Here is a 14,793-nt window from a genome sequence, read left to right as displayed (position 1 = left end):
CAATTACTCTCTGACAAACGTATTTATAGCTCTTGCAGCATTCATGATGATTATTTTTGGTGCGGCAACCGCTAAATCCTCAAGAGTTTTTGATATTCTCAGAAATATCGGAAAGTAAATAACAAAAATGAGCTCTGTTGCTGAAACAGAGCTCATTTTATATCCGATGCCGGATCAGTATTTTATTTAAGCATTCTCAGTGCGTGCTTTGCTGCTATCATTCCGAATGTGTAGCAGCGACCGAGCGATAGTCCCGTCTGGTGGAACGGATAATCAGCTCCGCCGTAGAACGGACCTCCGAGATTGCCTGCACAGTAAAGTCCTTCTATCGGCTTGCCACCGGAATCGAGAGCCTGTGCGTTCTCATTGGTGATAACTCCTGATACTTCGGCAGAAACACGGATATGCTTCCTTGCTCCCCAGAAGGGAGCTTTTTCAATTTTATGCATATACTTCGCCGGCTTGCCGAAGTCCGTATCGCAGCCCTTTTCGCAGAGCTCGTTATACCTGTCTACCGAAGCCTTCATCTTATCATACGGAATGCCAAGCTCCTTTGCGAGCTCCTCAAGAGTATCGCACCTGTGAAGGTCGATGAGGTTCTTGAAAACGCCCTGAGGCTCCTCGACAGCTCCCGGGATAAACTTCTCCATAACGAAAGGCGGAACGCAGCCGTCCACGAACTCGTCCTTGCTCCATTCGGTGTAGCTGCTGTCATAAACAGCGCAGTACCAGCCCTTTGAACCGTCCTTGTGGTCTGCGTCCAGCATCGTTCCCTTGAATTTCGGCTGATATTTCAGCAGATTTCCCATATATACGAAGCCTGTGTACTCGTTTGTAAAGCGCTCACCGTCCATGTTGAGGTAGAGGAAAGGCTCCTCGAACATAAGGGCAGAGTCAAAATCGTGCATCATTTTTGTATGACCAAGGTTCTCCATTTTCGCACCTGCGCTTATGGCAAGGATATGTCCGTCGCCCGTCTTGCCGAACTGCTTCTTGTCAAACTCTGCGATATCCGGACACCAGCGCCTTACCATAGCGGCGTTGTTTGTATAGTCGCCGGTAGCGAGTATGACCGCCTTTGAGGCGTTGAACTGTATATACTTTCCGTCCCTGTCTCTTGCGATAACACCTGCAACTCTCTTTCCGTCCATGACCAGCTTTACCGCAGGCGTTGAGAAATAAGCGCGGAGATTGTCATGCTTTGCCATTATGTTATTGAGGACATTGTGAAGGGCATTTCCCACGTTGAGAGGCTTGGGACCTATCCACGGAGCCCAGAAATAGCAGTGGTCGTCACCGTAATCGTAGCTGTTCATGCGGTCTCTCCACACGCCTGTGAAGTCGCCGCTGGTACTTCTGAAAGCACAGAGCTTGTCCCCGTCGTTGAGGAGCTTTGCGCTTTCGGCGTTGTTGTCCACCTTGCTGCCGTCGCCGTATTCGGTCTCCTTTGTAAGTCCCGCACGGTTGAGGAACCACATCATGGCTTCCTCGGAATACTCGACATATGCGCGGAGCTGCTTCGTATCGGCTCTCCAGTCGCAGAGGCTGTTGGTATGGTGTATCCACTTGGAAATACCTGCCTCGGTGGAGCGCGACTTTATAATAGCAGAGCCGCAGTTGCCCTGTGATATGACAGTTGCTTCCTTTTGCAGGAGCACGGTATCGGCACCAAGCTCAGCCGCCCAGCCTGCCGCAGGGACTCCCGAAGCGCCTGCACCTACGACTACTATTTCGTGGCCTTCCGTGCGGTCGGGGACTATATTTCCCAGTTCGCAGCAGGAATCGCCTACTTCCGCCGCAGTTATTCCATCAGGTACTGCAAATGTTGTATTATCCATGATATATCATTCCTTCCGTAAAAAACTGTATGATTAAATTATACCACTTCTGACCGAAAAGTCAATTCATTTATGAAAACACCTTGAAATAAAAACGCAGTTGTGGTATAATCATTCCATAAGATACCTATTTTTCTGAAAGGCAGGGATACACCATGAAAACATTAGTAGCATATTTCAGCGCAGAAACAGGCAAGACACGAAAGATAGCAGAGGAACTCGCGAAAAAGCTCGGCGCAGATATCCACGAGATAAAGCCTGTTGAACCCTACAGCGCTGCCGACCTCAGGTGGATGAATCCGCTTGCGCGCTGCAACCGCGAGAAAATAGGCAAAAAGGACGTTCCCGTCGCCGACAGGGTGCAGAACTGGGAAGAATACGACACTGTTTATCTCGGCTTTCCCATATGGTATTATGCAGCTCCCAATGTGGTCAATACCTTCTGCAAGGACTATGACTGGACAGGCAAGACTATCCGCATTTTCGCCACATCGGGCAGCAGCGGCATCGGAAAGACTGCCGAGAAGCTTGAACCCTATGTCAGGGGCGGAAAGATAGAGGACGCAAAAAGAGTCACCTCCGCTGATGAGGTGCTCTGATATCAGGAAATTCTTACAAAAGGACGCTATTCATGAATTTTATATTAAAAAAGCTGATACGTTTTTCCATGAGGGACTTCATCGCGCTTACAAAACTCGATAATCCCGAATTTGCCGAAGGACTTGCAAAGCTGAAAAAAAAGCTCCCTCAGAACTCTGCTCCGCCCAAAAGCGTAAAAGCAAAAATGGACATTAAAAAACGCAGAGTAAAAGGCGGTTTATACTACATAGTAAGAGACAAAAACAACAGGAGCAATAAAAAGGTCCTGTTTATACACGGAGGAGGTTTTTTCCTCGAAGCCCTGCCCCTGCACTGGAGACTTTGTCAGCGCCTTGCAAGAGATACGGGCTGTGAGATAATATTTCCCGAGTACCCTATGGTCCCCGAGAGCAACGCCAAGGAGTGCCATATAATGCTCATGGAGGTCTACAGGGAACTCATGAAAAACAGCCGTCCCGAAGATGTGACCATAATAGGGGACTCCGCAGGCGGAACTCTTTCCCTTTCCTTGTCAATGCTCGCAAGAGACAGGGGACTCCCACTTGCAAACGAGATAATTCTTATCTCTCCGGGCTTCATAATCGGAGAAATGAACGAAAAAGAGCAGAAAAGGGCGGAATATATAAAAAAGAACGACGCTATCCTGGGACTCTTCCCCGTAAGCAAGATAAGCGAGCTGTGGCTCGGCGACCTGGACGTGAGCGAATACAGGGCTGACGCCACAAAGGGCAGTATCAGGGAGCTCCCGCATATAACAATGTTTTCTGGAACTCATGATATGATGAACATTCCCGCAAGGCGTTTTGCCGCAAAAATGAAAAAAGAGGGACACCCTTTCACTTATTTCGAGAAAAAGGGCGGAGCTCACGACTATGCTTTATTAAAAAAGAGCCGTGAGGAATACGACATCATGGTATCGAAGATAAAAGGTTAATCAGCAAATACGCATGATATATCGCCCTTAGGCAATAATACAGCTAAAGACATAAAAACCTCTCCCCGGACCATTGCGGTTCGGGGAGAGGTCATTATTGCTGTTTGATTATCAGTTGAATATGCTTGTGCTTACATAGAATTCCGAAGTTTTTACAGTCGTACCTGTTGCATCTGTTATTTCACAAGTGTACAGGTCAAAATTATCAGCTTTATAGGATTTTTTTCCGTAATCCCATATCGAATTGAAGTAATCTACGTAATATGTATATGTTCCCGATGTTGTCCTGCTCTTATATACCGTGTAGTTGATAGTTGAGATATCGTTTGCGTAAGTTGTCGATATAAGCTTTGCCGCCTTGTAGTTTTCTCTGTCCTCCGCAGTTCTCTTGTACCACTTGACGGTATAAGGACCGAAGCCTTCCTTGCCATTTACTGTAAGGAAACCGTATGTGCTGCCGAACCATGTCTTTGTTGTAATAGTCATAGGATCGGCAATGTATACTCTTGGTCCCCAGAGATATGCATATCCGGGTTCGTAAGAATGCTCGCAGGTAATGCAGCATCTGTAGATATCACCCTTTGATGTGCCTGCATATACGTAGAGCTCGGGGTCGTGACAGTCTGTGTATACCCACTCATTCGTGCCTGCTGCCATTTTCTGCCAGTAGTAGTAATAATAATTACCGGAGCCGCCTGCCGCACTTGCCTTGAGGTGGTAGTAATTGCCTTCTCTTACTGCATATACGGGGAAAGTGTTTGTAAATCTGAGGTAATCCTTTTTAAGTGTAACTGTGTCGCTTGTGAGCGTCTTGCCGTCTGCGTCAACGATAGTGCAGTAGTACTTACCAGGCTCATATGCTGTGAGGCCAGCTGTATTGCCTATATAGCCGCCGTCCTTTCTCCATGTGTACTTATACGGAGTCTTACCGCCTGTTACTCCTACTGAGAGCTTGTAGCCCTTGTCGGAAGCGATAACGCCGCTCTTAGGCTGTGATGTGATACGGTATGTGATAACTGTTACTGTCTTGTTTGCTGAATATACTGTCTGATTTGCCTGGTCTGTTATCTTGCAGTAGTATGTTCCTGCCGTACCTGTGGTGTAAGTTCTTGATGTAGCGCCGCTTATAGCCGTACCATTGCTCTTGTACCACTGATACTTGAGAGTTCCGTAGCCGCCTGTCATGATAACTGAAAGTGTAGTACTGCTGTCGCTGTTGATACTTACGTTTCCTGACTGTGAAGAGATAGCAAGCTTGTTTACTACGGTGATATTGCTTGAATACTTATACTGTCCCAGTTCGTCCGTTATCTTGCAGTAATATATGCCTGCCGCTGTTGCGCTGTACATATAGCTGTCAGCTCCGCTTACAGCTGTGCCGTTGCCCTTGTACCACTGATACTTGAGAGTTCCATAGCCGCCGCTTGCATATACCTTGAGTGAAACTGTTCCGCCCGGTGAAAGTACGGGGTAATTCTGAGTCTGTGATGTGATGGATATAGCGTTTGCAACTGTAACTATAGCTGTATTTGTAGTAATGCTCTGTCCTGAAGCGTCCTTGATAAGGCAGTAGTAATTGCCCGAAGAAGAAGCATTGTAAGTACTTGAATTTGCTCCGCTTACAGCCGAACCGTTCCTGTACCACTGATATGTATAAGGTGTTTTGCCGCCGCTTACGCTGACTGAGAGGGCAGCTGTCTTTCCGCTAACCACTGTCCTTGACTGAGGCTGTGAAGTAACAGCAAGCTTTGCAATGACCTCGCAGGTCCTGCTCTTTACGGACTGTCCCAAATTGTCGGAAACGATACAATAATAGCTTCCTGCTGTTGTAGTGCCGTAGCTCTGACTTGTTGCTCCGCTTACAGCTGAACCGTTCTTGTACCACTGATAGGAGTATGTTCCGTATCCGCCCTTTGCAGCGACCTTTAGCACTACTCCGCTTGCAGGCATGATCTCCTTATCACTGAGATCGGTGGTGAGGACCAGATCCTCGGCAACATAGACCGTTCCGTATCTTCCCGTTATCTCCTGACCGAGGGAGTCAGTTACCTTGCAGTTGTACCTGCCTGCGGCTGTAACGGTATATGACGCGGAATCGGAATCGGCTATCTCTGCGCCGTCCTTGTACCACTGATAGGTATACGGAGCAAGTCCGCCCGATATCTCTACCGACATCTCTCCGCTTCCGCCCTTTGCGATGAAGATATCATCGGGAAGCTTTGTGAATGACAGTGTTGATACGATATTGACAGCCTTTGATGTGGCTTTGAAGCCGATATAATCGGTAACCTTGCAGGTGTAACTGCCGACCTCTGAAGCTGTATATACTGCGGAAGTCGCGCCCCTTACCGCCGAACCGTCCTTGTACCACTGATAAGAAAGTGTACCGAAGCCGCCCGTTACTTCAACGCCGAGCTCCACGGACTCGCCGTATTTCAGTATGTACGCGTCCTTATCATTGGTAACGCTTACAGAAATGTTGCCTTTTCTTCCGACTATCTCAAGCTCGTAATCACGGGAAAGGATAGTGGCAATCTTTTCTGCGTCAGCTTCTGTGACACCCACACAGAAGAGAACAGGACCATTTTCGAGAGCGGCGTCTATCTGATTGCACAGCTCTTCATATTCTTTGGTCTTTTTCTTTCCTAAGCCTGCCTCATGCTCTATCTCGGGTTCAAACTTCTGCTTCTTCTTCCCTGTTATAACGATAGCGTAAGGACCTCTTTCAGCGGAAGACGGCATTGTGAAGATAGGCTCCGTGTTCAGACCGTTTACGGAAGAAGGTCTGATACCGCCATTTTTGAACAGCATCTGTTCGTCCTCGGAAAAATCAGGTTCGGTTTCTTCAAATGCGACTGTTCTTAATTCTGATTGGCGTGAAATTGTTTCAGCTGCACTTGCCGAAACAGTTGTGATACCATTCTGCAGAGTCATAGCTCCCAGTAATAATGCCAGCATTTTCTTTGAATACTTTTTCATAATAACAACCTCCGTTAAAATAAATTTTTGATATCCACCTGTGAACGTTACCGGATAACAGTTACCCCCTGAGTTTTCACCTCCTTTTTTGAATTTTGTTATCCGTGTTCTTCACTGTCATTATGATATCACATACGGAAGCCGTTTGGAACGTGTCATTTGTCACTTTCTGCGTGAGATTTGTCACCTATCAAGTGAGTATTGTCACTATCAAAAGAAAAAAGGCATAAAGAAGTAAATTCTTTATGCCTTTTCCCGGTATAGGGTAAATTATGTCTTATAAGCTTTTGATAATACCAAGCAGGAACTGCTGTATCTTGAGAGCGTCATTTGACGTAAGTCCCTTGGATTCGGTATAAACGTCACCGTTTACCTTGCCCTGCTCTGTGAGAGCGTTCTTGTCAGTACCGCCTACGCCGTACTTGTTGGGGTTTGCAAGTGACTGCATGATGAGGACTGCGTCGCCCATATCGAGCTCGCCGTCGCAGTTTACGTCGCCTGCCTTTGTCATCTTTAATTCAGGCTCTGCTGTAGTTGTAGTAGTTGTTGTTGTAGGTTCTGCGGTAGTTGTGGTAGTAGTTGTTGTCGTTGTTGTAGTTGTAGTGGTAGTAGTTGTGGTTGTAGTCGTAGTAGTTGTTGTTGTAACTACAGGTGCAGAAGCTGCTACATAATCCTCGATGACTCCTGCGAAGAAGTTGCCTATCTTCTTGTAGCCGCCGCCGTTGGGGTGGAGCTGGTCGCCGCCGATATCGTTCATGCCGTCAAGACAGCCGTGAACGTCTGCGAACTTTACGTTCTTGCCCTTGCCTGCGTACTCCTCAGCAACCTGCTTTACGGTGTTGTTGTAGTTGCCTATTTTCTGAGTATTTCCGCCGTAAGCTGTATGCTCGGGAACTGAGCAGAGGAAGATCATGCCGTCAGATGGCATATCTGCAAGCATATAATCAAGCATTGCGCGGAGGTCGGAAGCACAAGCGTCCATTGAGCGGTTAGCTGTCAGGTCGTTTGTACCGATCATGAGAAGTATGATATCAGGCTGAGCCTGTTTAACAGCATTGGCGTTCTTGAGCTCGTTGTATAAGCTGCCCTTGCCGCCCTGCTGCTGTCCCCAGCTTGGAACTTCCTTTATCTGATATCCGCTGTAGCCTGCGTGATTGTCGTCATATGTGATTCCGTTGGCTGAAGCGCTGTTTCTGCCGTTGGGACCTACCATATCTATCTTATAGCCCTTCTTTGTGAGAGCGTCGTAGAGGTACTTTCTGTAACCGCCCTGCTCTCCGTCACCGTTGGTGATAGAGTCGCCGACGGGCATTATCTTTATGAGCTTGTCTGTAGCTGCAGCACCGCCGCCGTTATTGCCGCCCTGCTGCTGGCCGCCGTTGTCGCCGCCGAAGCCGCCCTGCTGGCCGCCTCCCTGTCCGAAATCAAAGCCGCCCTGCTGACCGCCGCCCTGGAACTGGCTCCAGTCGAAGCCGCCTTGCTGGCCGCCGCCCTGTCCGAAGTCAAAGCCGCCCTGCTGACCGCCGCCCTGACCAAAGTCAAAGCCGCCTTGTCCGCCGCCGCCCTGGAACTGACTCCAGTCGAAGTTGCCCATGTCGAAGCCGCCCTGCTGGCCGCCGCCTTGTCCGAAGTCGAAGCCGCCCTGTCCGCCGCCTGCATTGCCGCCGCCCTGAGACTCCTGACCCATCTGGTCATCGCCTGCATTCGTGGTAACTGTTACGCTCTTGACGTTAGCCTGTCCGTTTGATCTGTAACCCTCGATATTGAGAGATACTTCGTAAAGAGTACCTGACATATCAAGTCCTGCCTGCGACCATGCGTCGAAGTGCTTGGATACGTCGATAGTGCCCTTCATATAGTTTGTCTGATTATTTGCAGAACCGCTTGTGGTCCTTATGCTCCAGTACTGAGGGAAAGTAGCTGTACCATCGAGAGAGGGCTGGTTGTAACGCATTGTCTTGGCGATCTCATATGTGTTGCCGTTGAGGGTCACGTTGCCTTTTCTCTCGCCGTCGTTTCCGGGTGGACGCCAGTCGCCCCAGCCTTCAACTATGTAGTACTCCATGAGAGGGTTCCTTGTCCAGCCGTATACGCACATATATGAGTTTCCGCGAGGTGTGTACTCAACGTCGTAAGTGAGGACAATGTTTCCGAAAGCCTTGTAATTTTTCTTCTGGCTGTCGAAGTTCTTGCCCATACGTGCAAGGAAGTTCTCAATGTTGCTCCATGAACAGGTGAAAGAGCCTGCCGAAGGATTCATCTGAGCGTTGCCCTGACCGTTCTGGTTCCACATTTCGTAGTCATAGCCGCCTATGTTTCCTCTTGTCTGCTGATCGGCAGCATTTACTGCTGTAGCTGCAGGTAAGCTTGCTGCGACCATAAGCGCGGAAACTGTGCCGCTGACTGCCCTTTTAAAGTTTTTAAAATTCAAAAAAATCACTCCTCATTATACATTTGTCTGTTTTCTCTTTGCCTATCAGTGTTTTGGGCTTTCCTCCTTTTTTAGTTAAAGTAAGATAAAAAATCTCCCGTTTTCCCGTTCTATATTATTCGTTTTCAACTACAATATACACCATTTGTACAGATTTGTAAAGATTATACAGTGAAAAAAGCAATTTCTGTACACAAAAAAGCAATAATTGACAAGTCAAAATATCAACTCAACCCAATAAACCTTATAAACAAAAAATGCGCGGATCAATTCCGCGCTTTTGCTTTATTCTTTTATGTATTTCTTCATACTTTCGGGAACCTTAGGCTGATTGAAAATGAACCAGCAGGCTTGATTTGCCGCGTATTTTCCCGTTGTGAGTGCAGCGACTGCGATGATTGTACCGTATTTCAACATGAACGATCTCAACAATTTCATGATCATGACCTTCCTTCCAATTATTTTTCTCTCATCAATGACACTTTTATCTTTTCAGCAAGCATTGAAGCAGCTGAAAGTGAAACTCCCGACACTGTATAAAACGCCAGACCGGGACGTATAAAAAATAATAAAATACAGAGCGCAGACCATATACACAAAAGTATAATTGATCTTTTCCTGAGTTTATGTCTTGATTTGTTGGAAAGAGGATTGTTGGGATGTTCAACGGGCGCAAACTTGAAAATGATAATTATGGAGATGATCAGGGACATCGCCGCTGAAATAGTCTTTGCAGTGGCAGGCATGAACCTCAGCGCCGCTATATACAAAAGAAGCGCCGCAACGAGCACTGCAGTACAGCCTTTATGAGTCTTTGCGTGAAATCCTCCCGCATTCAACCTGAAAGGTATGAATGAAGCAAAAAAGACCGCAAATGCAAGAAATTCCCTTGTGAGTACCGCAACAGCAAGCACCACAGCAAAATTAATGACAGTGGAGAACAGTATCTCCAGTCCGAAAGCACAGGCTTCCACATCATCTGAATCGATGATCCTGTTATTTGAAAAGAAAACCGCAGTTTTCAAGGCTAATTTCTCTATCACGGATACTCCTTCTTTGTCAGCAGGGGTGGGGTAGTTTTCCCGATGACAATACCGAAGCTCCGCGATAATAAGCGGAGTATCCACGGCATTTGCCGTGGATAGATGTCTGCATTCAGACGGAGCAGACTACTTCTAATAATATCGTATCGGGGCGTTCAAATCAAGATTAAAGCGTGAAATGTGATTTTTTAGACGTGAAATGCGATTTTTGTTCATATTTTGTTAATACTTTGTAACAGAATGTGCAGATTTCATATTATTTGTATGCTATCATGATATCAGCTGTAAATATACCGTTAGCCCACTTGAAGGAGAATATCCCGTCAAGCTGCTTCACCGCCTCTTTGACGCTGTTTACGCCGATACCGTGACCAAAGCCGCTTTTCTTTGTTCTCAGATGATCCGCGTCCACCTCGTCTGAGGAGTTCATAACGCAGATACGCAGCTTGTTGCTGTTCTGAATAAGGGCGATATACACGAATTTATCCTCCGCCGAGGAGTTTTCCGCGCCCTCTATGGCGTTATCGAGGAGATTTGCGATTATCCTGCACAGCAGGAGCTCGTCTATGTCCATTTTGTCGGGGAATACCACCTTGCAGGTAAAGGGGAGCTCCAGCTGGAGCGAACGGTCCCATTTCATATTGACGATAGCGTCAATGGAGGATATTCCCGTATAGCAGACGCCGCCTGCCGACATTACCGAGGAATAAAGCTTGTCCAGATGATCGAGAGCCTCGGGACTTTCGCCCTGACTGAACATTCTCTTGGCGGCAGCAAGCTGATTGCTGAAATCATGCTTGAGCTGGCGTATCTCGGTATATTTTTCCTCTATGAGCTTGTAGTTCTCTTCCTCCGACTTCAATCGCTGCTCCATGAGCTGGAGCTTGATAGTATTGGCATAGGTGTCGAAAAAGTCGAAAACGAATATATTCAGCAGTAATATTCCTGCAACCGACACCAGATATATCACGGTTTTACGGGGATCAAGCTCTTTTGAGACATAAATGCCGTTGAGCGTGATAATGCTAAGAAGCGGAACAAATATGATAAGAAGCCAGTTCTTGAAGGGGATCTCCCTTTGTTTTGGCTTGAGATACTCGGAAATGTACATTGCTATCCAGAAGCAGAAGAGCTTAGAGGCAGCCATGCCGATAATACGCCCCATGCCCAGTATAGACACATTGCCGAAATTCAGCAGCATAAGGGCTCCTGCCGCCAGTACCTCCGCAGCTATGATACCTATGCAGAACAGGAGGGAATAGAAGATGACGTCCCGTAATCTGCTCTCAAACAGTATCAGCGACATGATTATCATTGCCACCAGCGTTATTCCTATACTCACCCATTCGTTGGTTCCGAGAAGGGTAATACTGTTTATGATTCCGAACATAGCGGCAACAGCAAGCGCCAGGAACACAGGCTGATACCTGAACTTGTGCTTCATGATCTTATAAAGATAAAAAACGATTATTCCTGCCTCGCAAAGCGAATTAACAGATTCAATGATTATATCCGCTATTTTCATCAGCTCCACCTGCTTCTGCTGTATTCCATAAAACACTGTTTTATGTTTTTTATATGGTTACGGCTCGCAAACAAGGTAGTACCATTGGTGAGTATAACTTCATTTTTCCGTATATAGTCTATATTTGCGATATTGACAAGACTGCTCTTGTCAAGCCTTACAAACATAAGATCGGCAAGTTGTTTTTCACACTCGGAAAGAGTACCTTTGGTGAAATAATCCCCGTTTTTCGTATGTATCAGCAGCTTGTGCGAAAATACCTCTATGAAATACACGTCGTCTGTGGAGAGCTTTTCCTCCTTATCGCCGTCCGAGGCGATGATATACCGCGTGGTCCTGTAGCATTCGCGTACTGCGTCCTCGAGCTGCTTCATGTAAACGGAGCGCGGCTGATTTTTCAGTATATACCTGAAAGCTCTTACCGCATAGCCCTGACAGGCGAATTTTTCATATCCCGTAAGGAAAACTATGATGACCTTTTCATCGATGTCGCGCAGGAACTCGGCGGCCTCAAGGCCTGTCATGCCTTCCATTTCGATATCGAGGACTATGATATCATACTTTCCCTTGTAAAAGTCTTCAAGCAGATCCTTTCCGCTGCTGAATTCATCGAAACTGAATTCGTTCTCATAGGACTGTAATGAACAAAGCTCTTCCTTAACTTTGGAAATATACTTCTGTTCATCATCACATATAGCTATATTCACAGGCCGTCCCCCCTGACTGTCATCATGTTTTTTACTCGGCTGACTATGTTTCGGATGTTGAACGACGTATTATTGCGGCTGCTTGAACATATCATTGCTATTTGATTATACTATATTATTCATAATTTGTCAATCGGTTTTCAACTATTTCTAATAATAAAATGAATAAACTATGAACAAAATTAGGCACTTCGCGCTTTTTTTTTACACTTTACGCATTTTTTGTTGCATTTATCCGACCAGTATATTATAATAAAAATATAGCGCAGGGTATGCACCTCCTCAGCGAGCAGGTGCGCCTTAGAGCGCGGTATGGGATATTAGGTTTCAAAAAGGAGAAGGGAAAAGTATGAAATGCAGTGTTATAATTCCCTACGCCTTTTCTACTGAAAGGGCAGTAAGACTTTTTCATTCACTGGAAAACCAGGACTTCAGCAAAAGCGATTTTGAGCTTATCTTCGTAAATTACGGCAAGCAGGACAGCTTTGAGGAGTATATCGAAAAGAGTTCGCCTAATCTCAGAGTCCGCTGTATACCGTTCTACGGCAAAAGCGTGGGCGAGGCAAAAAACCTCGGCATAAGAAAAGCTTCGGGAGAACTGGTGATATTCTTGAACGGCGACGAGATCGCCACAAGAACTTTTATATCCGGTCATTACAACACCTATAAGGAAGTCGGCAGGCCTGTAATGCAGTTTGGTCTCACAAAGCAGGTCTTTGAGGACAAAACAAGAACCTCAGACGACAATTCCGATATTTTCAGGAACGGTATCCGCTACTGGCTCACAGAGCCCGAGAAATACGGTCTCGACAAGAACAAGAGCTATTACTACATAAAGGATATCCGCATAAAGATGATGGAGCCCTACCGCTATGAATTCGATAAGGTTCATTATAAGATGATATTCGCTCAGACCTCTAACCTCTCCATTCCTATGGAATGTATCAGGCGCTTCGGTGGACTTGACGAGGAATTCTGCGGACAGGAGATAGAGGACTGGGAGTTCGGCTACAGAATGATGAAAAACGGCATTGAGCTCATGTATAATCCGCAGGTTGCAGTGCTGAAACTCTACGAAAAGGAAAAATTCGACAACAAGCGCTACAGCGAGTGGAAAACGAACCTCGAAACTCTGCTCACAAAGTACAACGACAGGCTTCTTGACGGACTTACCGAGTTCAAGACCTTTTTCGACCCTGTTCGCAGGGAACGCCTCAGAAAAGCCGAACCTGGCAAGAATATCTGGCTTGAAGTATACAAGCATCTTGAATTATCCGCAGGAAAGAATTCCTTTGCGGAAGCTAACTAACGCTTTCCCCCCAATACAACCTCCTGTCCCTTCCCTGTGTTCATGGGGTTAGTATTCTTCATTAGTAAAAGTCTGGGGGAGTTATCTCTCAGACTTTTACCTCTCTAACAAACGCTCCGTAAACCGCTTTGATAAGCGCAGCTACGGGGCATTTTTTATTGATATGTGAAAGGTTTGTCTGTCCCTTTTGTGTCTGATACCGCAAAAAGGGACTTGATTTTTTTATTGGATACTGATAAAATGAAATCAGCAGCTATAGTCTGAACGACCATAATAAGACAGGAGGCTAATAAATGATTGCTAAGCTACAGGAATATATGAACGGCAGCCGTATCCCACTGTTATTTCGCAGGAGGAATGGTATTGTTTACTTTCAGTCGCAGATTGAAATAGCAAGAGAAGATGGTTTATGTGCAGGAAGATATTGCGAATTTGATAAAATAAGCGCTGACGCTCCTCTTGAAGAAATAGGCATGATCGCTAAAAGGATGCTCGCTCGGTTCCATGAGCTGTCTGACCTTACTATTGACGAATTCAAAGCACTTACGGGCTGTGATGATATTGAAGCTTTTGAAGATGAGCAACGTCAGCAAATATGCCGGTTCATCGGCGCTAAAAATGGCAAAGAGCTTCGTCTGAGCTATGATGAATGTTCTGTTGATTACCTGGTCGTAAAGGATCATTATGCTTTCGTTCTTGATTATGTCTATCAGGAGGGCAGAAAGAAATGGAACGACAGCTCGCTGTCAACAGGTGAAAAAGGCGTACTGACATTCAGCGCCCCCCTTGAATTTGACAATGATGTTGCTCCTGAACGCCTCGGAGAAATGATATTGGAAGCCTTTGACAGAAGCCGAAAAATGGCTGAGGTAAAGTCAAGCGGAGTATGCCCGCCAAAGGAGATCGATCTGTTTGAAGGTACCATAGTCGAGGTCACTCCGCCAAAAGACAAGCATTTTGCGGATTACGACGACGCAGGCGTTGGCGAGATATACCAGGACTATGCGTACATAGCAAGGGAAGGCTCCGAATCATCAGCGGACTTCTTATTAACGGCAGCTCCTGAAATATATGAAGACCTAAGCTGTGATAATATCCGTTCCGCATGGCTCGAAGCTTTCGGCAAAGCCGACGAGCTTGATGTAACTGAAACGGAATATGGCATATTCCGGTACCGTGCAGAGTTCAGAAACAAGAAGATGTACCGCATAGCATACTTCCGCGAACTGAACGACGGTACTGCCCTCGAATGCTGTTTGGAGCTCACGTCACCTTCAAAGAAGAAGAAACTGACAGAAAAGCTCCCCGAAATATTTGAAAAATTCGCACTTGACTGCAAAATAAAGTGAGTTTTATCCCATGACGCTCAAACGCCCCTTCAAGCCGTAACTTGAAGGGGCGATGTATTACTTCCTAAGCTATAAGGG

At 46.3% G+C, this 14,793-nt stretch carries 11 protein-coding genes; 4 read left to right on the top strand and 7 right to left on the bottom strand.

Going from position 1 to position 14,793, the window contains the following annotated elements; all coding sequences use genetic code 11:
• Positions 1-182: 182 nt before the first annotated feature.
• Entirely contained in the window at positions 183-1,838 is a 1,656-nt protein-coding gene (locus IKW96_RS11655; protein ID WP_296574937.1) for an FAD-binding protein, read from the bottom strand.
• Between the two features lie 155 nt (positions 1,839-1,993).
• Between IKW96_RS11655 and IKW96_RS11650 the strand changes: the two genes are divergently transcribed.
• A complete protein-coding gene (locus IKW96_RS11650) occupies positions 1,994-2,437 on the top strand; it encodes a flavodoxin (protein WP_296574933.1) in 444 nt (147 codons plus the stop codon).
• Positions 2,438-2,469: 32 nt separating this feature from the next.
• Positions 2,470-3,372 (top strand): alpha/beta hydrolase fold domain-containing protein, encoded by a 903-nt coding sequence (locus IKW96_RS11645; protein ID WP_296574931.1) that lies wholly within the window; start codon positions 2,470-2,472, stop codon positions 3,370-3,372.
• 111 nt (positions 3,373-3,483) lie between these two features.
• Here the strand turns inward: IKW96_RS11645 and IKW96_RS11640 are convergent, their stop codons facing one another.
• The 6 genes from IKW96_RS11640 to IKW96_RS11615 form a co-directional block, all read right to left on the bottom strand.
• Complete coding sequence (locus tag IKW96_RS11640; protein WP_296574928.1) at positions 3,484-6,351, bottom strand: immunoglobulin domain-containing protein; 2,868 nt, start codon at positions 6,349-6,351, stop codon at positions 3,484-3,486.
• A 277-nt stretch (positions 6,352-6,628) separates the two neighbouring features.
• On the bottom strand, positions 6,629-8,782 hold the full coding sequence (locus tag IKW96_RS11635; RefSeq protein ID WP_296574926.1) for a glycoside hydrolase family 11 protein: 2,154 nt from the start codon (positions 8,780-8,782) through the stop codon (positions 6,629-6,631).
• A gap of 285 nt (positions 8,783-9,067) precedes the next feature.
• Complete coding sequence (locus tag IKW96_RS11630) at positions 9,068-9,220, bottom strand: cyclic lactone autoinducer peptide (RefSeq protein ID WP_296574923.1); 153 nt, start codon at positions 9,218-9,220, stop codon at positions 9,068-9,070.
• Between the two features lie 20 nt (positions 9,221-9,240).
• Positions 9,241-9,825 (bottom strand): accessory gene regulator ArgB-like protein, encoded by a 585-nt coding sequence (locus IKW96_RS11625; protein WP_296574920.1) that lies wholly within the window; start codon positions 9,823-9,825, stop codon positions 9,241-9,243.
• Between the two features lie 256 nt (positions 9,826-10,081).
• Complete coding sequence (locus tag IKW96_RS11620; RefSeq protein WP_296574918.1) at positions 10,082-11,350, bottom strand: sensor histidine kinase; 1,269 nt, start codon at positions 11,348-11,350, stop codon at positions 10,082-10,084.
• Positions 11,350-12,057, bottom strand: coding sequence for a LytTR family DNA-binding domain-containing protein (locus IKW96_RS11615; RefSeq protein WP_296574915.1), 708 nt, complete (start codon positions 12,055-12,057; stop codon positions 11,350-11,352). The genes IKW96_RS11620 and IKW96_RS11615 overlap by 1 nt, the downstream gene beginning before the upstream one ends.
• Before the next feature lie 349 nt (positions 12,058-12,406).
• Between IKW96_RS11615 and IKW96_RS11610 the strand changes: the two genes are divergently transcribed.
• Together IKW96_RS11610 and IKW96_RS11605 are read left to right on the top strand one after the other, a co-directional pair.
• Complete coding sequence (locus IKW96_RS11610; RefSeq protein WP_296574911.1) at positions 12,407-13,366, top strand: glycosyltransferase; 960 nt, start codon at positions 12,407-12,409, stop codon at positions 13,364-13,366.
• Positions 13,367-13,659: 293 nt separating this feature from the next.
• Positions 13,660-14,715, top strand: a complete 1,056-nt coding sequence (locus tag IKW96_RS11605) for a hypothetical protein (RefSeq protein ID WP_296574908.1) — start codon at positions 13,660-13,662, stop codon at positions 14,713-14,715.
• Positions 14,716-14,793: the final 78 nt, after the last annotated feature.

Source organism: Ruminococcus sp., assembly GCF_017549005.1.
GTDB lineage: Bacteria > Bacillota > Clostridia > Oscillospirales > Ruminococcaceae > Ruminococcus.
The sequence above is the reverse complement of the archived record's forward strand: the minus strand, read 5'-3'. Positions and strand labels throughout refer to the sequence as shown.